Origin of the sequence: Sphingomonas sp. Y38-1Y, assembly GCF_032391395.1 — a bacterium.
Classification (GTDB): domain Bacteria; phylum Pseudomonadota; class Alphaproteobacteria; order Sphingomonadales; family Sphingomonadaceae; genus Sphingomonas.
Genome location: NZ_CP135916.1, coordinates 236,985 through 259,808 on the forward strand (window position 1 = coordinate 236,985; position 22,824 = coordinate 259,808).

Consider the following 22,824-nt stretch of genomic DNA (forward strand, 5'->3'; position numbering starts at 1 on the left):
GGCGAATCCAAGCGGCCGGGCTCAGTCGCCCAGCAGATGGAGTGCGATCTGGCGGCGGTGCGGCCGGACGCGATGCTCAAACAGATAGATGCCCTGCCACGTGCCCAGCATCGGCCGGCCGGCCATGACCGGCACCGACAATTGCACCTGCGTCAGCGCGGCGCGCAGATGCGCGGGCATGTCGTCCGGCCCCTCGTCGTCATGCGCATAGTCGGCGCTTTCGGGCGCGATCCGGGCGAAATAGGCTTCCAGGTCGGTCCGCACCTCGCGCGCCGCATTCTCCTGGATGAGGAGCGAGGCGGAGGTGTGGCGGCAGAAGATCGTCAGGAGTCCGGTCTCGATCCCCTCGCCCGCCACCCAGCCGACGATCTCTCGCGTGATCTCGACCAGGCCCTGGCGCTGCGTCGCGACGGTCAGCACGTGCGCGGCCTGCCTCATGCCGGCGGCTGCACGTCGGCGATGGTGCGCAGGCGCCAGCCAGTCGGAAGGAAGTCGGTCGACATGTAGAAATAGAAAGCACAGCCACCGCCGCTGCGATAGCTGCCGCCCTTGAGGATGCCATAGGCGGTGGTGCCGAGGAACACGGGCGAGCCGCTGTCGCCGCCCTTGCACGATGGCCCCGCGACCGTCGTCCAGGTCGGCAGGCAGGCGCCGCCGCACAGGTCGCCCGCCGGCGCGAAGTCGGTGAGCTCGACCTGCGAGCAGCTGTACCCCGTCCGCTCGCCGCGGTGGCAGACGACGTCGCCCGTGCGCGTCGCCGCCCGGCCGACCGCGCCGGTGACCGATCGCCGGGCGGTGCGCGCCTTGTCGGTGAAGAAGGTGGGCGCGAGCACCCCGGCGCTCAGGTTGAGCTGGACGTCCTGATAGCCCCAGCCCCATTGCCCCGCGAACGGCAGCTCGGCCTCGCGCCCCGCGGCGTCGCGGATGCTGAGCGTGTCGGGACAGTGCGCCGCGGTGGTGAGCGCGTCGCGCGTGCCGTCGGTGACGACGAAGCCCGCGGTGCAGAGGTAGCGGCGTTCGTCGCCCGGCCGACTGCCCATCATCCGCATCCCGCCGCCGATGCCGTCATCCTCCTGAAAGTCGAGCGCGGGATCGTCGACGACGCGCAGCCGGATCGGCACGCGCGTCAGCTCCCACAGGCGCGTGCGAAGCGCCTCTGCCCCCTCGCGCGCGATGTCGCGGGTGGAGACGACCGCAACGAGCTCGCCGGTGCGCTGGTCGACGCCCAGACCCGGCGGGACGATCAGGCTGGCGCGGATCGCCGCCTGATGCGCGGTCAGCGCCTGGACGAGCGCGGTGTGGCTGGCGGGCGCGCCGACGACATAGACCGCCTCCACCCGCTCGCCGGCGAGCTCGAGCCATTCGGTCGCGACCGGCTCGCTGCCGGTCAGGCGGACGACGATGCGGAAGCCGGGCTTGTGCTCGACCGACATGCCCGCGAGCCGATCGGCAAAGCGCGCGGCGATCGCGTCGGTCGCGGGAATGCTGGCGAGCTGGAGGCGGAGCGTCCGCGCTGCCTCCAGCGGGGTGATTCCCAGCCGGTCGGCGACGGCCGCAGCATCCTCGTCGAGCGCGGCGACCGGAAGCGTCTGCGCCGCGACCGGCGTCGCGAAGATCGAGAGCAGTGCCGCGGCCAGCGCGGTTCGCAGGTTCCTATGCACGCGGCCGAACATAGCCTCCGTCACTTGGCCGCGAGCTGAATGGGCGTGTCAGTCGCGCTGAAGGACGATCTTGGGCAGGGTCTTGATCGGTTCGACGGTGATCGACCGGAACCAGGTTTCGGCGCCTTCCGACTGAAGCTGGATCTGGCCGTGGGTCAGCGGCTGGCGGCTGCCGTCCGGACCGATCACGGCGAGGTCGCGGACCTCGGCCACTGGTACGCCGTTCACCACATGCACCGCGCGGTCGCCGACGACATAGAGGTCGAGCGTGTTCCACTCGCCCACCGGCCGCTCCGCATCGGTCGCCGCCTCGACATTCCAGGTCGGCGTGCCGTTGACGATGTCGACCTCGCGCCCGCCGAACCGATAGCGCAGGTGCGGCGCGATGATCGCCGGGTCGAACGAGACATTGGTATGCCCGCGCACCTTACCGCCGACCGCGACGATCATGCCGGTGGAGCCGGTCATGATCTCGAACTCGGCGGAGGGGCGCCAGGTGCCGAACACTTCGCCGGGCTTGCCATGGGTGTGATAGAGCAGGCCGTTGTTACGCGGCTGCGTCTCGCGCGGCGCCCAGGTCTTGGTGCCCCACTTGAACTCGAGCCGAAGGTGATAGTCGCGAAGGTCGGCGCGGTGGACCAGGCTGCCCCAGGTCTCGCCCTTGACCCAGATTGCGGGGGCGCCGTCGACGCGACGGACCGCGAAGTCGCCGCTCGTGTCGCGGCTGATGCCGACCGGCACGGCATCGGGCCCAGCGCGATAGGTGATCGCGGGGTCGGCATAGCCCAGCCACGGCGTCCAGCCCGCCAGGCTGCGCCCGTCGAACAGCGCGGTCCGCTTGCTCGCCGGCTTCGGCACGTCGATCAGCACCAGCCGCTGAGGCGCCGCGGCGGGCTCACCGGCGATGGCGCGTGCCGCTTCCTTCGAATCCTGCGCCAAGGCCGGCATGGCGATGGCGGCAAGCGCGGCGACGATCGATACGGTCCTCATGGCTCCCCCTCTCCCTCAGGCTCAGCGCGTCGGCACCGGCTCCGGGCCGGTCCAGTCATAGAAGCCGCGGCCGACCTTCTTGCCGACCCAGCCCGCCTCGACATATTTGACGAGCAGCGGGGCGGGGCGGAACTTCGGATCGCCCGTCCCGTCGAACAGCACGCGGCAGATGTCGAGGCAGGTGTCGAGGCCGATGAAGTCGGCGAGCGTCAGCGGACCCATCGGATGGTTGAGCCCCAGCTTCACCGCGGTGTCGATGTCGCGCACGCTCGCCACGCCTTCGCCGAGCGCGAAGCACGCCTCGTTGAGCATCGGCAGCAGCACGCGGTTGACGATGAAGCCCGGCGCGTCGTTGGCGTGGACGATCTCCTTGCCCAGCGTCCGGCCATAGGCCTCGACCGCGGCGACCGTCGCGTCGGCGGTGGCGAGGCCTCGGATCAGCTCGATCAGCCCCATCACCGGCACGGGATTGAAGAAGTGCACGCCCATGAACCGAGCCGGGTCGGGCGACGCCTGTGCCAGCCGCGTGATCGGGATCGAGGAGGTGTTGGAGGCGAGGATCGCGGTGTCCGACAACACCTTGCCCACCGCCTCGAAGATCTGGCGCTTGATCGGCTCGCGCTCGGTCGCCGCCTCGATGACGAGGTCGCAAGGCCCCATCGCCTCGACGCTGTCGACGGGCTCGATCCGGGCGAGCGCGGCGTCGCGGTCGTCGGCGCTGATCTTTTCCTTGTCGACCGCGCGCGACAGCAGCTTGGCGATGCCCGCCTTGCCCGTCTCGGCCCGCGCCTTGTCGACGTCGGACAGGAGCACGCGATAGCCCGCCTGCGCCGATACCTGGGCGATGCCCGCCCCCATCTGGCCCGCGCCGATCACGCCAATGGTCTTCATCGTTCCACTCCTGCCTATCGATTGGACAGGCTCCTACCGGGTGCTTAGCGTCAGCGCCATGCTCCGTACCGCGCTGGCCTCGACGCTTCTCGCCCTCGCGGCGCCCGCAATGGCGCAGGCCGCACCCGGCGAGCTGCGCCGGTTCGGCGATTGGATCGTCGGCTGCGACAACACGCTGCGGTGCGAGGCCGCGGCGCTGGGGCCGGAAGCCGACCCGTTCGACAAGCCATTGCTGTCCTTCGTCCGCGAGCCCGGCCCCGGTGGTGCGATCGACATCACCTTGGACAGCGAGGCCAAGCTTTCCGACATCACGGTCGATGGCAAGCGCACCGGCGACCAGCCGCTGGCGATCGCACGCGCCTTCGCCGCCGGGCTAGGTGCGCGGATCGGCAAGGAGGGCGCCCTGTCGCTGACGGGTGCGGCGGCGGCGCTGCGCTATATCGACGATCGACAGCGGCGTGGGGGCACGGTCGACGCGATCGTCGCGCGCGGATCGGCAAGCGGCGCGGCGGCCCCTCGCCCGCCTGCGCCCGTCATCCGCGTGCCGCGGATCGCGGGCCGGGCGGCGGCCCTCGCACCGGCGATGCTGGAGCGGATGCGCAAGACGGCGGATTGCCAGCCGATCGACGATGCCGCGATGGCCCGGCCCGAGCTGCACCCGCTTGGCGGCGGTCGGACGCTGGCGATCGTCCCGTGCGGGCTCGGGGCCTATCAGTCCTGGTCGGCGATCTATGTGACCGACGGCACGCGGTTCGCCCCGGCGCGCTTCGACGTGCCGCCGAACGGCGACGGCGAGGTCGTGCCGACCGTGGTCACGCCGTCCTATGATCGCGGTATCCTGTCCTCCTATGCCAAGGGACGCGGTCTCGGCGATTGCGGCGTGTCACAGAGCTATGCGTGGGACGGCAGAAGCTTCAGGCTGACCGAGCGTGCAGAGATGACCGAGTGCCGGGGCAGCCGCGCGCTGATCCGCACCTGGATCGCGCGGGTGGCGCGCTGATCCTCAAGGCGCCAGGTCGACCGGCTTCGCTTCGGCCAGGATCAGCGAGAACCAGCCCTTGGGGTCGGTCCATTCGGCGACCGGCGTCCAGCCGCCCGAACGGAGCAGCACGCGCGCGCCGCGCTCGCCATATTTGTGGCTGTTCTCGGTGTGGATCGTCTCGCCAGCGGCAAGCGCGAACGGCCGTCCCTCGACGGTGAAGGTCGCGTCGCGCTGCGCCTCCAGATGCATCTCGATGCGCGAGGCGGCGTCGTTCCACACCGCCTTGTGCGCGAACGCATCGACGGGGATCGTGCCGGAAAGCTCGCGATTGATCCGCTCGATGAGGTTGAGGTTGAACGCCCCCGTGACGCCCGCCGCATCGTCATAGGCCGGGACGAGCACCGCGGGATCCTTTACCCGGTCGATGCCGATCAGCAGCATCGCGCCCTCGCCCAGGCTCGTGCGCATCGCGCGGAGCAGGTCGGTGGCGGCGAAGGGCGTCATGTTGCCGATCGTCGAACCGGGAAAGAAGCCGAGCTTGGGCATGTCGGCGACCGCGGCGGGCAGCGGCACCGGATGCATGAAATTGGCCTCGACCGGCAGCACCGGCAGGCCGGGGAATCCTCGCGCCAGTTCGGCCGCGGAGGCGCGCAGGAAATCGCCCGAGATGTCGATCGGGACATAGGCGGCGGGATCGGTACAGCCGAGCAGGCGCGGCGTCTTGGTCGAGGAGCCGGAGCCGAACTCGATCACCGCGCGGCCCGGTCCGACCTGTTCGGCGATCTCGCCGCATGCGCTGTCGAGCAGCGCGACTTCGGTGCGGGTGGGGTAATATTCAGGAAGCTCGGTGATCGCCTCGAACAGCTCCGATCCGCGCCGGTCGTAGAACCAGCGCGCCGGGATTGCGCGCGGCCGCGCGGCGAGGCCGGTGAGCACGTCGGCGCGGAACGCCGGGTCCGCCAGGCTGACCTGCCCGTCCTCGATCTCAGGCTTCAGCATGTCAGAGGTCCTTTGCCAGGCGCACGCCGGTGAACTGCCAGCGCTGATGCGGATAGAAGAAGTTGCGATAGCTGGTGCGAAGGTGGCCGCGCGGGGTCGCGCACGATCCGCCGCGCAGCACGAACTGGCCGCTCATGAACTTGCCGTTATACTCGCCGACCGCGCCCTCGACGGGGCGAAAGCCTGGGTAGGGGCGATAGGCGCTGCCCGTCCATTCCCAGACGTCCCCGACCAGGGCGGGTCCGCCGGGCGAAGGCCGCGGCTCGACCGCGCCGGCGGCGTCCATCTGGTTGCCGCCTGCCGGATCGGCATCCGCAGCGACAACTTCCCACTCGGCCTCGGTGGGCAGGCGCGCGTCGGCCCAGCTGGCATAGGCGTCCGCCTCGTAGAAGCTGACATGCGTCACCGGCGCGGCCGGGTCGACCGGGCGACGCCCGTCCAGGCCGAAGCGCGTCCAGGTATCGCCATCCTTGGCCCAATAAAGCGGCGCCTCGATCGCTTCCGCCTTCACCCACGCCCAACCGTCGGACAGCCAGTGGCGCGCGTCGCGGTACCCGCCATCGGCGATGAACGCGGCCCATTCGCCATTGGTGATCGTGCGGTCGGCGATCGCATGGGGATGGAGCAGCACCCGGTGCCGCGGCCCCTCGCAATCGAAGGCGAAGCCGGTACCGTCATGGCCGATCTCAGCGATCCCACCTGCATGCTCGATCCAGCCGACCGGGCCGGGCATCGCCACCGGCTGCTTGCGCTGCGGCTCGTACAGCGCGGGCTCGCAGGGGTTTTCCGAGAAGAGGTGAAGGATGTCGGTGACGAACAGCTCCTGATGCTGCTGCTCGTGATGGATGCCGAGCTCGATCAGCTCGAGCGCGGCGGGCGGCAGCGTGGGCAGCGCCTCGGCCACCGCCGCGTTCACCGCCGCGCGATAGTCGAGCACCTCGGCCAGCGTCGGCCGCGTCACCATGCCGCGGCGATGCCGCGCATGACGTGCGCCCTCGGCCTCGTAATAGCTGTTGAACAGGAACGGGTAGCGATCGTCGAAGCGCTGATAGCCCGGCACATGGTCGCGCAGCACGAAGGTCTCGAAGAACCAGGTAGTGTGCGCGAGGTGCCATTTGGCCGGCGACGCGTCGGGCATCGACTGGACGGTGGCGTCGGCGTCGGAGAGCGGCGCGGCGAGCGCCTCGGTCAATCCGCGCGTCGCAAGGAAAAGGTTCGCCAGGGATGGCGACCGCGGGCTGGTCTGGCGATCTGGCTGCAACGCGCGTCTCCCGTCGTGGCGACACGGCGCGCTGGAAAGCCAGTCAGACGTTCAGCGTGATGCCCCCGGAACCCATAGAACGTCGCCGCCGGCACTTTGGTTCAAACAGCGAGCGACAACAAATGTTAAATCTGACAGTCGGTTGATGTAGATCAAGGCTTCGGGATTGAGCGCGTGATCGCCGGCTGCGGCCACGATCGCGCGCTCGGCCCGGCGGATCGTCGCACGGGCGACATGCATCGCGGCCGCGGCCGGCGTTCCGCCCGGCAGGATGAAGCTGGTCAGTGGATCGAGCGCCGCGGTCGCGCGGTCGATCAGCGCCTCCAGCCGGCCGGTCTGAGCGGGCGTTACGCGAAGATCGTGCTCGCCGCCCGGCCATGGCGTCGCGAGGTCGGCGCCCAGGTCAAACAGCTCGTTCTGGACGATCGCCATCCCGGCGCGCCACTCGTCCTCCGGCATCAGCGACAGCGCGACGCCCAGCGCCGAGTTCGCCTCGTCCACCTCGCCGATGGCGGCGATCAGCGATCCTGCCTTGGACACGCGCGACCCGTCGACCAGGCCGGTCGTGCCCGCGTCGCCGGTCCGCGTGTAGATCTTGTTGAGCTTGACCAGAGGATCAGGTCCGGCCGGCGGCGAACATGATGACGACGACGATCAGGATCGCCAGCGCCTGAAAGAAGATGCGGAACTGCATCATCTTGTTCGACTTGACCGAGGAGGCGGACGGCCCGCCCTCGCCCTTCAGATCGGCCTCCGTCACCTTGAGGAAGGCGACGATGCCGCGGATCAGCGCGACGACCGTCGCGATCATCGCGGCGATCAGGAGGATGACGAGAAAGGTGTTCATGACGCCTTATCTAGTCATCCAGCACCCCGAAACCAAGCGGAAGCCGCCCTCTCTTTAGGTCCATGGCGAGCGCCCGCCCGTCCATGCCCGCCGCCCTCAGGTTGGCGAGCGATGGCGCGCCGTGCCGCTTTGCCAGGCGTGTCCCGTCGGCGCCGGCGAGCAGCGGGTGATGACGATAGATCGGCGTTGGCAGGCCCAGCAGCGCCTGAAGCAGCCGATGGACGTGCGTCGCCTCGAACAGGTCGCGTCCGCGCACGATATGGGTGATGCCCTGTGCCGCGTCGTCGACGGTCACGGACAGGTGATAGCTCGACGGCGCGTCCTTGCGCGCAAGCACGACGTCGCCGTGGCTCGCCGGATCGGCGGCGATCGTGCCGGCGATCTCGTCAGTCCAGACGAGCGGTCCGGCCGCCGCGATCGCCGCCGCCATGTCGAGCCGCCAGCAATGCGGCTGCGACAGATCGGCGGCGCGCTCGCGGCACGTGCCCGGATAGACCACCCCCGCCGGCCCATGCGGCGCGCTCGCCGCGGCGGCGATATCGGCGCGCGTGCAGGTACAGGGATAGACGAGGCCCATCACCCGCAGCCGGTCGAGTGCCGCCGTGTAGCGGTCGAGCCGCGCCGACTGGAACACCACGTCCCCGTCCCAATCAAGGCCGAGCCAGTCGAGATCGGCGAGGATGCCCGCCACATGCTCGGGCCGGCTGCGCGTGCCGTCGATATCCTCGATCCTGAGCAGGAAACGCCCGCCGACGTCCCTCGCCCGCACGTGGGCCTGCACCGCCGACCAGGCGTGGCCCAGGTGCAGCGCGCCGGTGGGGCTCGGCGCAAAGCGGGTCGTGACGCTCATCGCCACCCTTGACCGCGAGTCGATCGCCGTGCTGTCATGGCAACGTCATCCTGTTCGGCGACAGGAGGACCCGCGCGTTGGTGACTGGGAGCTTCCATGTACCATCCCGATCTGATCCGCCATCCGGACGGTTGCCCGGCACTGGTGCTCAATGCCGATTTTACCCCGCTCAGCTATTATCCGCTGTCCGTCTGGCCGTGGCAGACCGCAATCAAGGCGGTGTTCCTCGACCGGGTCAACATCGTCTCGCATTACGAGCGCGAGATCAGGAGCCCGAGCGCGGCGATCAAGCTGCCCTCGGTCATCGCGCTCAAGCAATATGTGAAGCCGTCGCAATTCCCCGCCTTCACGCGGTTCAACCTGTTCCTGCGCGACAAGTTCAGCTGCCAATATTGCGGGACGCCGAGCGACCTGACCTTCGACCATGTGGTGCCGCGCGCCTATGGCGGGCGCACGACGTGGGAGAATGTCGTCACCGCCTGTGCGCCGTGCAATCTCAAGAAGGGCGGTCGCACCCCGCGCGAGGCCCACATGCCGCTCTACGAGCAACCGATCCGGCCGACGAGCTGGCACCTTCAGGAAAACGGCCGGCGCTTCCCGCCGGGCTATCTGCACGAGACGTGGCACGACTGGCTCTATTGGGACGTCGAGCTGGAGGCGTGATTCCACTTTTCGGCCGCCCGCACGCGCGATAGCGTCGCGGCGGGGGGACGAGACCATGAGCGAGATGCGGATCGACCGGCGCGGCGCGCTGGGCCTGGCGGCGATGGGTGCGGCCGGATTGGCCTTGCCCGGCGCGGGGCGGGCACAGGCGGCGACGTCGCGGTTCGACCCGGCCTATGTCGACGGCGTCGTCGCCACCTTCATGCGCCGGTTCGAGATCCCCGGTGTCGGCATCGCGGTAATCCGGCCCGGCGCCGAACCGTGGCTCAAGGGCTATGGCGTCCGCACGGTCGGCCAGCCGGGCGCGATCGACGCGCACACGCGCTTCGCCATCGCCTCGAACAGCAAGAGCTTCACCGCCGCGGCGCTCGCGCTGCTGGTCGAGGAGAAGAAGCTTGGCTGGGACGATCCGGTCCGCAAGCACATCCCCGAGTTCCGGATGAAGGATCCGCTCGCGACCGAGAACCTGACGGTGCGCGAACTGCTCGTCCACAACAGCGGGCTGGCGCTGGGCGCCGGCGACCTGATGCAGTTCCCCGCCAGCGACCGGCCGGCGAGCGACATCCTGAAAGGGCTGCCCTATTTCCCGTTCGCGCGCGGTTTTCGTACCGGCTATGCCTATGACAATGCGCTCTATGTCGTTGCGGGGCTGCTGATCGAGCGGGTGAGCGGGCAGAGCTGGGACCGGTTCGTCGAGGCGCGGCTGCTCAAGCCGCTTGGCATGGCGGATGCGGTGCCGGCGCTCCGCTTCTTGAAGGACGCCAACGTCGCCGGGCGCCACGCGCGATTGGGGCCGCCGGTGCGGGGACAGGGCAAGCTCGCCCGCGTCGCCCCCGACGAGGGGCCGATGACCGACGCCGCGGGCGGCATCAACGCCAGCGTTACCGACATCGCCAAGTGGCTCCGGGTCCAGCTCGCCAAGGGCGCGCTGCCCGGCGGCGGGCGGCTGTGGAGCGAGGCGTCGGCGGCGGAGATGTGGAAGCCTGTCACCATCGTCGGGTCGAGCGACGGGCCGAGTGCCGATTGGCCCTCGCGCGGCGTCACCTCGACCTATGCGCTCGGCTGGTTCGTGCAGGATTATCGCGGCGAACGGCTGGTCCATCATTCGGGCGGACTGTCGGGCCAGATCACGCAGACGGCGATGCTGCCGCGGCTGGGGTATGCGGTGGCGGTGTTCACCAACACGGAGGACGGCCCGTCGGCGGCGCTGCGCAACGCGATCCTCGACCATCTGATGGGCGTCGGGCCGTTCGACTGGGCGGGCGCGTTCGAGAAGCGGCGCGATGCGATGGACAAGGAAGCGTTCGCCGCGGTCGCGGCGGCGGGCGGCATCGACAAGGCACCCGCGGGCGCGCCGAGCCTGCCGCTCTCGGCCTATGCCGGGCGGTACCGCGATCCGTGGTACGGCGACGTCGCCGTCGCTGAGCGGGGCAAGGGGCTCCACATCGATTTCGTGCCGACCCCGGTGTTCACGAGCGCGCTGGAGCCCTGGGGCACCGACGCGTTCCGCACGCGGTTCAAGCCCGGCGCGGGCGAGGATGCGGTGGTGACCTTCACTGTCGAGGGTGGCCGCGCGACGGGAGCAAAGATGAAGGCGCTCTCGCCGCTGGCGGACTTCAGCTACGACTTTCACGATCTGGATTTTACGAAGGTGGGATAGATCGTCACCCCAGCGCAGGCTGGGGTCTCATGCCGCATGAGCGCGCCTACTCGATAGCGGCCCCAGCCTTCGCTGGGGCGACGGTGTTTTTCCGTTCGTGCTGAGCCTGTCGAAGCACGTGCCATCGGGCGCTCCGCTTGTGAAACGTCCTTCGACAGGCTCAGGACGAACGGGTTCTGAGGCTAGCGCTCAGTTCGCCATCGGCAGGCGGAGGCGCACGAGGAGGCCGCCCAGATCCTCGCTTTCCTCCAGGCTCACCGTGCCCTCGTAGATTTCCGCCACGTCGCGGACGATCGCGAGGCCCAGGCCCGTGCCCGGCTTGCCGCTGTCCAGCCGCACGCCGCGATCGAAGATGCGGACGCGGTCGGCCTCGGGAATGCCGGTGCCGTCGTCCTCGACCAGGATCTCGACGAAGCCCGTCGTCGCGCCGACGGTGATGAACACGCTGCCACCGCCATATTTCGCGGCATTCTCGACCAGGTTGCCGAGCAAATCGTCGAGGTCCTGCCGCTCGATATGCGCGGTGAGGTCCTTGCGCCCGTCGACGTCGATGCGGACGTGGCGATAGAGGCGCGCGACCGCACGCTCGACCGCCTCGATCGAGGGCCACACCTCCGCCCGGCTGTGCGCACTGCCCCGACGCCCAACCGCGCGAGCGCGCGCGAGGTGGTGGTCGATCTGGCGGCGCATCGTCCGCGCCTCGCGCACCACCGTGTCCGGCAAGTCGTCGCTGCCCGCCGCCGCCGCGTTCATGATGACCGTCAGCGGCGTCTTGAGCGCATGGGCGAGGTTGCCGGCATGGCGCCGCGCTTCCTCGGCCTGGCGCTCATTGTGCTGGATGAGGCCGTTCAATTCCTCGACCATCGGCGCGACTTCGGCGGGCATCGGCCCCTCGATCCGCGGCGAATCGCCGCCGCGCATCGCCGCCAGCTCGCGACGGAGCTTCTTGAGCGGCAGCAAGCCATACCAGGTCTGGAGCGCGGCCATGACGATCAGGCCGAGCCCGAGCAGCAGGAAGCTTCGGATCAGCGTCTGGCGAAGCGCGGCGATCTGCGCGTCGAGCATCGCGCGGCTCTGCGCGATCTGGAACCGCCACCAGACCGTCGACCGCGGCAGCTTCACGTCGCGTTCGGCGACGCGCAGCTTCTCGTCGGGAAACTCTTCCGAATCATAGGTGTGGACGGCGCCGTTGGCGGCGTGCGGATGCACGCGCAGCACCCGGTCCCACAGCGAGCGGGAGGGAAACGGCCGGAACCCCTTGCCCGACACCTGCCAGTAGAGGCCCGAATAGGGTTCGAAGAAGCGCTGGTCGGCGAGCTCGCGGTTGAACGTCACCTCGCCCTCGCTGTCGATCTCGGCCGAGACGATCATCGAGGTGAGGAGATAGTCGAGCTGGTCGTCGAAATTGCGCGTGATCGCGCCCGTCAGCACGCGGTCGAGCGCGAACCCGCCGCCCGCGAGCAGGAGCAGGATCCACGCCGAGGCGATCACGATCATCCGCCGGCTGAGCGAGCCGGTGATCCGCACATAGGGGCGCGGGCGGTCGGGCGCGGCCTCGCTCACGGCGTTTCGCCCTGGATCAGTCGGCGCTGGCCGGCGCGCCCGACGGGTCGTCCAGGCTGTAGCCGAGACCGCGGATCGTGGTGATGACGTCGGGTCCCAGCTTCTTGCGGATACGCGTCACGAACACCTCAATCGTGTTCGAGTCGCGGTCGAAATCCTGGTCGTAGATGTGCTCGATCAGCTCGGTCCGGCTCACCACCTTGCCCTTGTGGTGGAGAAGGTAGCTGAGGAGCTTGTATTCCTGCGCCGTCAGCTTGACCGGGTCGCCCGCCTTGGTGACCTTGCCCGAGCGCGTGTCGAGGCGGATGTCGCCCGCGGTCAACTCGGCCGAGGCATTGCCCGATGCGCGCCGGATGAGCGCGCGCAGGCGGGCGATCAGCTCCTCGGTCTGGAAGGGCTTGGCGACATAATCGTCGGCGCCCGCATCGAGCCCGGCGACCTTGTCCGACCAGCTGTCGCGCGCGGTCAGGACGAGGACGGGCGTCGTCCGCCCCTCGCGCCGCCAGCGGTCGAGCACGGTCAGCCCGTCGATCTCGGGCAGGCCGAGGTCGAGGATGATCGCGTCATATTGCTCGGTCTGGCCCAGGAAGAGCCCTTCCTCGCCGTCGCTGGCGGTATCGACGGCATAGCCCGCGCCGATCAGCGTGTTCGACAGTTGCTGGCGAAGATTCGGTTCGTCCTCGACGATCAGCACGCGCATCGCGTTCCCCTAAAGCAGTCGCTGTCAGTTGCCCGAGCGGCCCAGAACCTGACCTGAACGCCCGTCGACATCGATCCAGATCACATTTCCATCGCGCAGGAACTTGAGCGTGTAAACCGCGGTTCCCGAATCGAAGTCGAAGCCGATGTACCGGGCGTTCTTCACGCGCGGCACGACGCGGCTCTCGATCTCGCGCAGCGGGAGGATGCGGCCTTCGACCCGGGCGGCGCGGGCGGCGCGATGATCGTCGGCACGCTGTTCGACCGGCGCGGCGATCGCATCGCCGCTTCCCGTCCACGCGCACGCCACCGCCGCCAGAACCGAAAGGCCCGTCATCCTCATGGCGCATCGCATAGGGTCGGGGCGTTGAACAGCCTGTGAATAGGGACGTAACTATCGGGCAACGCTGTCGTGGCTTTCGGGCAACGGCCGCGATCCTTGCTGGCGCGGGCCGAAGCGCCTAACTGGCGGCGCCATGGCCGCACCTGTCCTGTCCTATGAAGATCTCGGCCTCGTTCAGGGGTCGGGCTGGCTGTTCCGTCACCTCGACCTCTATATCGGCGCGCGCGACCGGCTGGCGCTGATCGGGCGCAATGGTGCGGGCAAGACGACGCTGCTCAAGCTGATCGGCGGCCGGCTCGACGCGGACGAGGGGCGGCGCACGATCGTGCCCGGCACCAACGTCGTCATGCTGGAACAGGACCCGCAGGTCGCCGGCTGCGCGACATTGCTCGACTTCGTGCTGGGCGGCGACCGCCCGCCCGCGCGGCACGAGGCCGAGGCGATCGCCGACCAGCTCGGCATCGACCTGGGCCGGGAGGCCGCAACGGCGAGTGGCGGCGAGCGGCGCCGCGCGGCGATCGCGCGCGCACTGGCGCAGAACCCCGACGTGCTGCTGCTCGACGAGCCGACCAACCATCTCGACATCACCGCGATCGAGTGGCTGGAGGACTGGCTGAGCCGCTTTACCGGCGCCTTCGTCGTCATCAGCCACGATCGCACCTTCCTCACCCGCCTGACGCGCCAGACGCTGTGGCTCGATCGCGGCAGCATCCGCCGCGCCGAGGTGGGCTTCGGCGGGTTCGAGGCGTGGACCGAACAAGTCGCCGCCGAGGAACAGCGCGCCGCCGAGAAGCTGGATGCCCGCCTCAAGCTCGAGGAGCATTGGCTCCAGCGCGGCGTCACCGGCCGGCGCAAGCGCAACCAGGGTCGCCTGACCAAGCTTCTCGAAATGCGGGCCGAGCGGGCGGCGATGCAGGGGCCGCAGGGCGCCGCGGCGCTCAGCGTCGGCACCGACGATGCCAAGACGCGGGTCGTCATCGACGCCAAGCACGTCGCCAAGCATTATGGCGACCGCCCGATCCTGAAGGACCTCAACCTGCGCGTCACGCGCCGCGACCGGATCGGCATCGTCGGCCCGAACGGCGCGGGCAAGTCGACGCTCATCAAGCTGCTGACCGGGCAGATCGAGCCCGATACGGGCGAGGTGAAGCTCGCCAAGACGCTCGAACCCGTCATCATCGACCAGCAGCGCAGCCGCATGGCACCCGAGAAGACGGTGCGCGACGTGCTGGCCGACGGCGGCGAGTGGATCGACGTGCTCGGCGTGCGCAAGCACGTCCACGGGTATTTGAAGGAGTTCCTGTTCGCGCCCGAGCTGATCGACGCCAAGGTCGGCACGCTGTCGGGCGGCGAGCGATCGCGGCTGTTGATGGCGCGCGAGTTCGCGCGGCCGTCGAACCTGATGGTGCTGGACGAGCCGACCAACGACCTCGACCTCGAGACGCTCGACCTGCTCCAGGAAGTGATCGGCGATTATGAGGGGACGGTGCTGATCGTCAGCCACGATCGCGACTTTCTCGACCGCACGGTGACGGTGACGCTGGGACTCGACGGATCGGGCACCGCCGACATTGTGCCCGGCGGCTATGCCGATTGGGAGGCCAAGCGGAAGGTGCGCCAGGTCGCGGCCAGGAAGACCGCACCGAAGCCGGTCGAGATAGCCCGGCCCAAGGCGGCGAAGCTCACCTACAAGGACCAGCGCGACTACGACCAACTGCCCCAGCGGATCGAGGCGATCGACGCCGAGATCGCCGCAGCGGAGGCGGCGATGGCGGACCCGGCGCTTTACGCGAAGGACCCGGCGCGCTTCGACAAGTTGATGAAGGACGTCGCGCGCCTGCACGGCGAGAAGGACGCCGCGGAGATGCGCTGGCTGGAGCTGGCGGAACAGGTCGAAGCGCTGGGGTAAGGAGCCGCGCTCCCGCGCAGGCGCGAGCGCAGGGTCACCAACGCCGCGCTGCTTGGCTCTGGGCTCCCGCCTGCGCGGGAGCACGGGTCCTTTGAACGTCACCCCGGACTTGATCCGGGGTCCCGCTTTCTGCCCGTTCGATCAGAAGAAGCGGGATCCCGGCTCAAGGCCGGGATGACGAAGCTTGCACCCCGGCGGAGGCCGGGGTCCAGTTCGGAAAGCCTCCGTTGGCAGTCGCTGCGCGCAACCAAAGACGTTCCCTACGTGGGCCCCAGCCTTCGCCGGGGCACAGATGAGGTCAGCCCTCGACCTGACTCACGTCGCGTACCGCGCCGCGCGACGCGTTCGTCGTCAGGGCGGCGTATGCACGCAGCGCCGCCGAGACCTCGCGCTTGCGGCCGACCGGCTTCCACGCCTTGGCGCCCTTCTCGACCATCGCCGCGCGGCGCTGCGCGAGCACATTCTCCGGCAGGTCGAGCGCGATCAGGCGGTTGGGGATGTCGATGACGATCGGGTCGCCCTGCTCGACCAGCGCGATCAGCCCGCCCTCGGCCGCCTCGGGCGAGACATGGCCGATCGACAGCCCCGAGCTGCCGCCCGAGAAGCGCCCGTCGGTGACGAGCGCGCACGCCTTGCCCAACCCCTTCGACTTCAGATAGCTGGTCGGGTACAGCATCTCCTGCATCCCCGGCCCGCCCTTCGGCCCCTCATAGCGGATCAGCACGACCTCACCCGGCTTGACCATGTTGCCGAGGATGCCGGCGACCGCGGCGTCCTGGCTCTCGAACACATGCGCGGTCCCGCGGAAGGTCAGGATCGACTCGTCCACCCCCGCGGTCTTCACGATGCAGCCTTCGGGCGCGAGGTTGCCGAACAGCACGGCAAGGCCGCCATCCTTCGAAAAGGCGTTCTCGACCGAGCGGATGACGCCGCCCGCGCGATCGGTGTCGAGCTCGTCCCAGCGCTCGGCCTGGCTGAACGCGGTCTGCGTCGGCACGCCGCCGGGCGCCGCGCGATAAAAGGTGCGGACCTCGTCCGAGTTGGTGCGCGACACATCCCAGCGGTCGAGCGCGTCGGCGAACGTCGCCGAATGGACGGTGGGCAGCGAGGCGTCGAACAGCCCGCCGCGCTCCAGCTGGCCCAGGATCGCCATGATCCCGCCGGCGCGGTGGACGTCCTCCATATGCACGTCGGCGACCGCGGGCGCGACCTTGCAAAGCACCGGCACGCGGCGGCTGAGGCGGTCGATCTCGGCGATCCCGAAATCGACGCCGCCCTCCTGCGCCGCCGCCAGCAAATGGAGCACGGTGTTGGTCGACCCGCCCATCGCGATGTCCAGGCTCATCGCGTTCTCGAACGCGGCGCGGCTGGCGATGGTGCGGGGGAGCGCGGTGTCGTCGTCCTGCTCGTAATAACGCTTGGCGAGGTCGACGATCAGGTGCCCCGCCTCGCGGAACAGCTTCTCGCGATCGGCATGCGTCGCCAGCACCGACCCGTTGCCGGGCAGCGCCAGCCCCAGCGCCTCGGTCAGGCAGTTCATCGAATTGGCGGTGAACATGCCCGAGCACGAGCCACAGGTCGGACAGGCCGACCGCTCGATCACCGCCACTTCCTCGTCGGTGTAGCTGTCGTCGGCGGCGACGACCATCGCGTCGACCAGGTCGAGCGCGCGCTCCTTACCCTTCACGACGACCTTGCCCGCCTCCATCGGCCCGCCCGACACGAAGACGACGGGGACGTTGAGGCGCATCGCGGCCATCAGCATGCCCGGCGTGATCTTGTCGCAATTGGAGATGCAGACGATCGCGTCGGCGCAGTGCGCGTTGACCATATACTCGACCGCGTCGGCGATGAGCTCGCGGCTGGGCAGCGAATAGAGCATGCCGCCATGGCCCATCGCGATCCCGTCATCGACGGCGATGGTGTTGAATTCCTTGGCGACGCCGCCCGCCGCCTCGATCTCTCGCGCGACGAGTTGGCCGAGATCCTTGAGGTGGACGTGGCCGGGAACGAATTGGGTGAAGCTGTTGGCGACGGCGATGATCGGCTTGCCGAAATCCTCGTCCTTCATCCCCGTCGCGCGCCACAGCCCGCGCGCGCCCGCCATGTTGCGGCCATGGGTGGTGGTGCGGGAACGATAGGCAGGCATGATTTACGCTTTCGGGAGTCTCGGGGAAGCGCGCCCTATGCAGCTTTGATGCGCGAAATGCCAGCCCGGCTATAGCTTTGTTGCGGCGTCGCAGAACGCCTCGACGTCGCGGGCGTCGTGGTAGAGGCCGATGCCGATGCGCAGCACGTCGCCGCGCACATCGGTATAGACGTCGCGCGCAAGCAGCGCCGCCTGCCAGTCGGCGGCACGCGGGCTGCGGAGTGCCAGGAAGCGCGCCTGCACCGGCCCGGGCGGATTGACGATCTCCATGTCGCCGAGCGGCGAGCGATCGAGCCCGCCGATCAACTGGTCGCGCAGGCCCGCGACATGCGCGGAGATCGTCGCGGTCGACAGCCCCTCCCGCGCCAGCATGTCGCGCACCGCGACGAAGCGGTAGAGGCCCGACACGTCGAACGTCGATCCCAGGAAGCGACGGCCATCGGGCGCATAGCCGACCCCGCCCAGCGGCGCCGAGAGGTCGTCGAACGCGGCATACCAGCCGGTGATCCCCGGCCGCGGCGCGAAACCGGGCGGCGCATGAAGGAAGCCGATCCCTTCCCCCGACATCGCATATTTGTAGCCGCCGGCGGTGTAGAACAGCGCTCCGGCATAGGCGGAGAAGTCGGTCTCGACCGCCATGAAGCCGTGATAGCCGTCGACCAGCACCCAGGGCCCTTCGGGCGCGGCGACGGCGGCAAGGTCGGACAGCGCACCGAACACGCGGCCGGTGCCGAACGCGACATGGCTGACGACGATCAGGTCGTGGTCGCCCGATCGTGCGCGCTCGACCAGCCGTTCCTCGACGCCCTCGCCCGCCTCGACGGTCTCGAGCACCACCTCGCCGCTCTCGACCCAGCGCGCCGCCTGGCGCGTGAAGCTGTGGAACTCGCCCGCGGTGGCGAGGATGCGGACCGGCCGCCGGTCGATCGCCGAGACGATGCGGATCAGGAAGTCGTGGGTGTTGCCCGCGAAGCAGACGCTGGACGGATCGGGAAGGCCAAGCTCACGCGCGACATGGCCCTGCCCGGCGGGCCACATTTCCTCCATCACGCGGCGCCACTTGGTATCGGCAAGCCGCGCAGCATCCTCCCACGCCGCCTGATGCCCCAGCCAGCTCGCATCGGGCCACAGATGATGGCTGTGCGCGGCGAAGTGCAGCCGGTCGGCATTCGCGGCGAGTGAGCGCTGGAACAGATGCTTGTAGCTTTGCGTCACAGGCCGATCCTCACAACGTCGTCCTCAGCGACCAGAGTTCCGGAAAGGCGCGCTTGGGAAGCGTCGATTCGAGATAATGGACGCCGGTGCCGCCCGTCCCGCGCTTGTGGCCGATGATGCGGCTGACCGTGATGACGTGCTTGTGCCGCCAGGTCGCGAACGCCTCGTCCAGGTCGACGAGCTTCTCGGCGAGCTGATAGAGCGGCCACCAGCGTTGCTCGTCGCGATACACCTCGCCCCAGGCCGCCTCGACATCGGGATCGTGCGTATAGGGCGCGCTCCAGTCGCGGGTCAGCGCGCCTTCCGGGATCGCCAGACCCGCTCGCGCGGCCGCCAGGTTGGCCTCGTCCCACAGGCTGGGCCTCGTCGCGGCGTCATGGGTCTGGGGACCGTGGCGCGGGCCGTCGCGAAAGCCCATCATCACCTCGACCGTGCGGAACTGGTCCGACTGGAACCCCGACGAACTGCCGAGCACGCCGCGAAAGCGCGTATAGTCGCTGGGCGTCATCGTCGTGAGCACATCCCAGGAGAGCGTCATCACCGCCTGGATGCGGCTGACCCGCGCGAGCACCTTGTACACCTCCGGCAAGCGGTCGGCGCGGAGCAGCGTGATCGCCTGATGAAGCTCGTGGATGGCCTGCTTCATCCAGAGCTCCTGCGTCTGGTGCATCGCGATGAACAGCGGCTCGTCGGGATGGTCCGAGATCGGCCGCTGCGCGTCGAACAGCGTCGGAAGCGCCAAATAATCGCCATAGGTCATCGCCATGCCAGCGATCTAGCGGGAGCGCGCGTCGGCCTGCAAGCGCTGCCGCGTTCGGTTACTTTGCCGCGGGAAACTCGGGCGCGTCCGGCGGGATCGCGGCGCCACGCCAGCGCTCGACCACCACCGTCTCCGGCGTGCCGTCCTCACGCTTGCGGCGCTCGATCAGCGCCGCCCCCTGTTGGCTCGTGCCACCGATCCGCGCGCGCGTCCGCACCCAGAAATGGTCGGAGGCGAAGCGCGTGCCGGGCGGCATCGTCAGCCCTTCGCGCGTCAGATCCTCGGCATCGATGAAGCCGCGCCGGTCGCGCACCGCCAGCAAGCGCTCGACCACCACCGGATCGCGCAGCATCAGCGTCAGAAGCTCGCGCCCCGCGGCGTTGAGGCTGATCTGCGTCTCGGCGGGCAGCGCGGTCACCATCGTCGCCAGCCGGTCGGCGGCGCCGGGCTCAAGCCCCACCAGTCGGATCGGGCGCAGGTCGGTGACGGGCCCGGCGGCGCGGACATAGCCGATCGCCTGAACGATCTGCTCGGGCGTCAGCCCCGCATCGCGCGCGATCGATTCGAACAGGATCACCGCCGCGGACTGGCCCGAGCGGACATTGTTGATGTTGAAGCGCCCCTCGGCATCGGCGACGGCAAGGTCGAAGGTACCGCCCTCGATCGCGATGCCGCTTTCGGCGACCGCGGCCCAGGGCTCGCCGCGATGATCGGCCTCGGGCGCCTCCTCGGCATCGCGGCGCAGCGCCGTCAGCGCCGACAGCTCGCCGCCGCGCACGATCGCCGCGGCGCGCGACGCTTCCCGCATGCGCAGCGCGCCGTCGAGCGCCAGCTCCTCGCGATTGACCATCAAGAGGACCAGCCCGCTCGCGATCGCGACGAACAGGAGGACGTTGATGAGGATCAGCCCCTCCTCGCCGCGGGGCGCGGACGGTCGGGTCATGGCCCGCCCTTCGCACGCGTCGGTAGCGCGACGACGCGGCGCAGCGTTCCGCGCGGGCCCATCGCCACGGTAAGCTCGATCGCGCGCGGCCAGTCCTCGCCGCGCTCCTCGCTCGGCGGCCAACCCTCGCGCCAGCCGCCGTCGAAGAAGCGCGCCGAAACGGCGGTGACGCCCGACAAGACCGGCTGCGGCGCGCCGCCGACCGTCCGCACCAGCGCATCGCCCGCGCGGATCCAGCGGATCTCGACCGGCGCCCCGCCCAGCCCCGGCGCCGCCCGCGTGAAGATAAGCTCGCGCCCGTTGGAGACGATTCGCCCGCGCGCGATCTGGTCGACGTCGCTGGTCAGCACGTACATCGCCCGCGCCGCCGCCCCCTGCTCGTCGAGCCGCGTGGCGGTGCGCCCCTGCACGCCCAGGATCGAATCGACCAGCGCGAGCCCGGCGACCGCAATAAGCGCGAATAGCGCGAGCGAGATCATCAGCTCGATCAGGGTGAAGCCGGCTTGCGCTTCATTCGTCACCCCGGACTTGTTCCGGGGTCTACCGTGCCGCGCACTCAGCGGCGTCTGGGTACGCGGTGACGTGGACCCCGGAACAAGTCCGGGGTGACGACTGCGATGGGCCAGGCTCACCGCCTCACGCGCCGCGGCTGGTGGCGACCTTGGCATAGCCGTCGGGGCCCGCGACCACGATCGCCATGTCGCGCGCGACGCTGCCGTCCTCGCGGAAGCGCAGGGGACCGGTCGCGGTCTCGAAGCTCGGCTCGGCGAGCAGGCCGGCGCGGTCGAGCGCGTTCTTGCCGCGGAGCGTCTTGGTGATCGCCGCCGCGTCATAGGCGATGGCGGCGATGATGCCAGCCTCGCCGCCCATCCGCGCCTCGAACGCCGAGGAAAAGGCCGCGAACGCCGCCGGATCGGGGCTGGCGAGCCACGCGCCCTCCAGCACGGACAGGCTCGCGGGGCGATGGTCAAGCGCTTGGACGGTGCCGAGAAGCTGGATGCCCGTCGTCTTCAGGTTGCGCGCCGCCGCCATCACCGGATCGCCGCCGCCGGGGATCAGCACCGCGTCGGGCGCGTCCCCCGCCGCCGGCAGCGGCTGGCCCGCGGCCACGTCGATCCGCCGCACGTCCAGGTTGAGCTCGCCCTGCAACCCCGCCGCCGCTTCCGCCGCGGCCACTGCCCAGCGCGATCCGTCGGCGATCACGGCCACGCGCCGCACCCCGCGCGAGCGTGCATAGCGCAGGATCGCACCCGTCGTCTGACGTGCAGTGATGCCCATCGTGAACGCGCCCGGCGCCCGCGCACCCGGATCGTTGGAGAAGGCGAGCACCGGCACGCTCGCGCCCGCAACCGCCGCCACGGGTGCGACTTCCTCGGCCAGGAGCGGCCCCAGGATCATCGCCACCTTGCGCTTCATCGCGGCGCGCGCCGCGGCATCGGCGCCCGCCGCGGTGCCGCCGGTGTCGAACACGATCAGCCGCCCGGGCGTGTTTTCGGCAAGCATCGCCGCGCGCACCATGCTAGTGCCCAGCGCCGCGCGCGGTCCGCTTTGCGGCACCAGCAGCGCGACCGGCCGCTTGTCGGTCTTGGCGGCGAAAACGGGGGACGCGATCGATGCAGAAGCTGCTGCGACGAGGGACGATCGCAGAAACCCTAGCGCGGCCCGCCGATCCAGCGGCGCTGCTTCCGAATGCGGATGGTGCGGCACGGCGGCGTCTTATCCTGTTCGGCAGCGTCGGCATAGTCGCCTATGCGCTCGCGATGCTCGTGACGATCCCGGCGAGCGTGTTCCTCAAGAACCGGCCGTGGCGCACCGGCGTCGCCGGCACGATCTGGTCGGGCGAGGTCGGCGTCGCGGGCGGCAGCATCGTGCGCTGGAGCTTCGCGCCGCTCCGGTCGCTGACGTCGCTGGGTTTCGCGGTCGACTGGCGCGCGACGGGCGAGGACACCGATCTGGGCGGACAGGCGCTGCTGCGGCCGGGCGGGGTTCGGCTCGATGCGGTCAGCGGCACCGCCGACGGCGCGCTGCTCGCCGCGTTGCTCCCCAATCTCGGCTTCGCCTGCGACGTCACCCTGCAGGCGGAATTCCCGCAGCTCACGATCGGGCCGGGGCATGGCGTCGTCGAGGGACAGGCGACGATCGATCCCGGCGCGTGCCGCAAGACGCCCGACGGCGCGCCCGTGCCCACCCCCGCGATGCTGCTGACCGCCGAGCATGTCGGCAACGAAAGCCGCATCCGCATCGCCCCGATCGCGCAGCGCCGCCGCACGCTGATCGACGCGGTGGTCGGCGAGGTTGGCAGCTACAAGGTCACGCTTACCCCCGACGGCGCCGCGCTGCTCCCGTTCACCGGACTGCCGGCGGGCGTCAGCGTCGAATCGAGTTTCTGACGGGCACCGGCTCGCGTTCCGATCGTTACCCCGGCGAACCGATGCGCTT

At 69.7% G+C, this 22,824-nt stretch carries 23 protein-coding genes; 5 read left to right on the forward strand and 18 right to left on the reverse strand.

Annotation, left to right across the window (positions count from 1 at the left end):
- Positions 1-21 precede the first annotated feature (21 nt).
- The 4 genes from RS883_RS01000 to RS883_RS01015 are packed head-to-tail and all read right to left on the reverse strand — an operon-like array spanning position 22 to position 3,542.
- Entirely contained in the window at positions 22-438 is a 417-nt protein-coding gene (locus tag RS883_RS01000) for a secondary thiamine-phosphate synthase enzyme YjbQ (RefSeq protein ID WP_315761792.1), read from the reverse strand.
- Positions 435-1,673 (reverse strand): hypothetical protein, encoded by a 1,239-nt coding sequence (locus tag RS883_RS01005; protein WP_315761793.1) that lies wholly within the window; start codon positions 1,671-1,673, stop codon positions 435-437. The genes RS883_RS01000 and RS883_RS01005 overlap by 4 nt, the downstream gene beginning before the upstream one ends.
- Before the next feature lie 36 nt (positions 1,674-1,709).
- A complete protein-coding gene (locus tag RS883_RS01010) occupies positions 1,710-2,651 on the reverse strand; it encodes a DUF1080 domain-containing protein (RefSeq protein ID WP_315761794.1) in 942 nt (313 codons plus the stop codon).
- Positions 2,652-2,672: 21 nt separating this feature from the next.
- Entirely contained in the window at positions 2,673-3,542 is an 870-nt protein-coding gene (locus tag RS883_RS01015; RefSeq protein WP_315761795.1) for a 3-hydroxyacyl-CoA dehydrogenase NAD-binding domain-containing protein, read from the reverse strand.
- A gap of 58 nt (positions 3,543-3,600) precedes the next feature.
- Between RS883_RS01015 and RS883_RS01020 the strand changes: the two genes are divergently transcribed.
- Positions 3,601-4,542, forward strand: a complete 942-nt coding sequence (locus RS883_RS01020) for a DUF1176 domain-containing protein (RefSeq protein ID WP_315761796.1) — start codon at positions 3,601-3,603, stop codon at positions 4,540-4,542.
- Positions 4,543-4,545: 3 nt separating this feature from the next.
- On the opposite strand, the gene egtD is transcribed toward RS883_RS01020, so the two are convergent.
- The 5 genes from egtD to gluQRS all read right to left on the reverse strand — a co-directional run bounded on the left by egtD (position 4,546) and on the right by gluQRS (position 8,481).
- Positions 4,546-5,523 (reverse strand): L-histidine N(alpha)-methyltransferase, encoded by a 978-nt coding sequence (gene egtD, locus RS883_RS01025; protein ID WP_315761797.1) that lies wholly within the window; start codon positions 5,521-5,523, stop codon positions 4,546-4,548.
- A 1-nt stretch (position 5,524) separates the two neighbouring features.
- Positions 5,525-6,715 (reverse strand): ergothioneine biosynthesis protein EgtB, encoded by a 1,191-nt coding sequence (gene egtB / locus RS883_RS01030; RefSeq protein WP_315761798.1) that lies wholly within the window; start codon positions 6,713-6,715, stop codon positions 5,525-5,527.
- A gap of 120 nt (positions 6,716-6,835) precedes the next feature.
- Positions 6,836-7,396, reverse strand: a complete 561-nt coding sequence (locus tag RS883_RS01035; RefSeq protein WP_315765224.1) for a cob(I)yrinic acid a,c-diamide adenosyltransferase — start codon at positions 7,394-7,396, stop codon at positions 6,836-6,838.
- Between the two features lie 4 nt (positions 7,397-7,400).
- Positions 7,401-7,631: a twin transmembrane helix small protein gene (locus tag RS883_RS01040; RefSeq protein ID WP_315761800.1), complete on the reverse strand. Its 231-nt coding sequence runs from the start codon at positions 7,629-7,631 to the stop codon at positions 7,401-7,403.
- A 10-nt stretch (positions 7,632-7,641) separates the two neighbouring features.
- Positions 7,642-8,481, reverse strand: a complete 840-nt coding sequence (gene gluQRS, locus RS883_RS01045; RefSeq protein WP_315761802.1) for a tRNA glutamyl-Q(34) synthetase GluQRS — start codon at positions 8,479-8,481, stop codon at positions 7,642-7,644.
- A 96-nt stretch (positions 8,482-8,577) separates the two neighbouring features.
- Between gluQRS and RS883_RS01050 the strand changes: the two genes are divergently transcribed.
- A complete protein-coding gene (locus RS883_RS01050; protein WP_315761804.1) occupies positions 8,578-9,144 on the forward strand; it encodes an HNH endonuclease in 567 nt (188 codons plus the stop codon).
- A gap of 55 nt (positions 9,145-9,199) precedes the next feature.
- Positions 9,200-10,804 carry a serine hydrolase gene (locus tag RS883_RS01055; RefSeq protein WP_315761806.1) on the forward strand — a complete coding sequence of 535 codons (1,605 nt, stop codon included), beginning with the start codon at positions 9,200-9,202 and terminating at the stop codon, positions 10,802-10,804.
- Positions 10,805-10,993: 189 nt separating this feature from the next.
- On the opposite strand, the gene RS883_RS01060 is transcribed toward RS883_RS01055, so the two are convergent.
- From RS883_RS01060 to RS883_RS01070, 3 genes are all read right to left on the reverse strand, one after another.
- A complete protein-coding gene (locus tag RS883_RS01060) occupies positions 10,994-12,301 on the reverse strand; it encodes a sensor histidine kinase (RefSeq protein WP_315765227.1) in 1,308 nt (435 codons plus the stop codon).
- Between the two features lie 82 nt (positions 12,302-12,383).
- Complete coding sequence (locus RS883_RS01065; RefSeq protein ID WP_315761808.1) at positions 12,384-13,067, reverse strand: response regulator transcription factor; 684 nt, start codon at positions 13,065-13,067, stop codon at positions 12,384-12,386.
- Between the two features lie 24 nt (positions 13,068-13,091).
- Entirely contained in the window at positions 13,092-13,403 is a 312-nt protein-coding gene (locus RS883_RS01070) for a hypothetical protein (RefSeq protein WP_315761810.1), read from the reverse strand.
- Between the two features lie 139 nt (positions 13,404-13,542).
- Between RS883_RS01070 and RS883_RS01075 the strand changes: the two genes are divergently transcribed.
- Positions 13,543-15,318: an ABC-F family ATP-binding cassette domain-containing protein gene (locus RS883_RS01075; protein WP_315761812.1), complete on the forward strand. Its 1,776-nt coding sequence runs from the start codon at positions 13,543-13,545 to the stop codon at positions 15,316-15,318.
- Positions 15,319-15,616: 298 nt separating this feature from the next.
- Here RS883_RS01075 and ilvD read toward each other — a convergent pair whose 3' ends face one another.
- From ilvD to RS883_RS01105, 6 genes are all read right to left on the reverse strand, one after another.
- Entirely contained in the window at positions 15,617-17,467 is a 1,851-nt protein-coding gene (ilvD, locus tag RS883_RS01080; RefSeq protein WP_315761814.1) for a dihydroxy-acid dehydratase, read from the reverse strand.
- Positions 17,468-17,536: 69 nt separating this feature from the next.
- Entirely contained in the window at positions 17,537-18,682 is a 1,146-nt protein-coding gene (locus RS883_RS01085; RefSeq protein WP_315761816.1) for an aminotransferase class V-fold PLP-dependent enzyme, read from the reverse strand.
- A 10-nt stretch (positions 18,683-18,692) separates the two neighbouring features.
- A complete protein-coding gene (locus RS883_RS01090; protein WP_315761817.1) occupies positions 18,693-19,448 on the reverse strand; it encodes a tryptophan 2,3-dioxygenase in 756 nt (251 codons plus the stop codon).
- Positions 19,449-19,500: 52 nt separating this feature from the next.
- Complete coding sequence (locus tag RS883_RS01095) at positions 19,501-20,385, reverse strand: type II secretion system protein GspK (RefSeq protein WP_315761819.1); 885 nt, start codon at positions 20,383-20,385, stop codon at positions 19,501-19,503.
- Positions 20,382-20,906 (reverse strand): type II secretion system protein GspJ, encoded by a 525-nt coding sequence (locus tag RS883_RS01100; RefSeq protein ID WP_315761821.1) that lies wholly within the window; start codon positions 20,904-20,906, stop codon positions 20,382-20,384. Before RS883_RS01100 ends, RS883_RS01095 begins: the two co-directional genes overlap by 4 nt.
- Positions 20,907-21,021: 115 nt before the next feature.
- Positions 21,022-21,942: a hypothetical protein gene (locus RS883_RS01105; protein ID WP_315761823.1), complete on the reverse strand. Its 921-nt coding sequence runs from the start codon at positions 21,940-21,942 to the stop codon at positions 21,022-21,024.
- Between the two features lie 56 nt (positions 21,943-21,998).
- Here RS883_RS01105 and RS883_RS01110 point away from each other — a divergent pair, with 56 nt between their 5' ends.
- Positions 21,999-22,775 (forward strand): hypothetical protein, encoded by a 777-nt coding sequence (locus tag RS883_RS01110; protein WP_315761825.1) that lies wholly within the window; start codon positions 21,999-22,001, stop codon positions 22,773-22,775.
- Positions 22,776-22,824 lie beyond the last annotated feature (49 nt).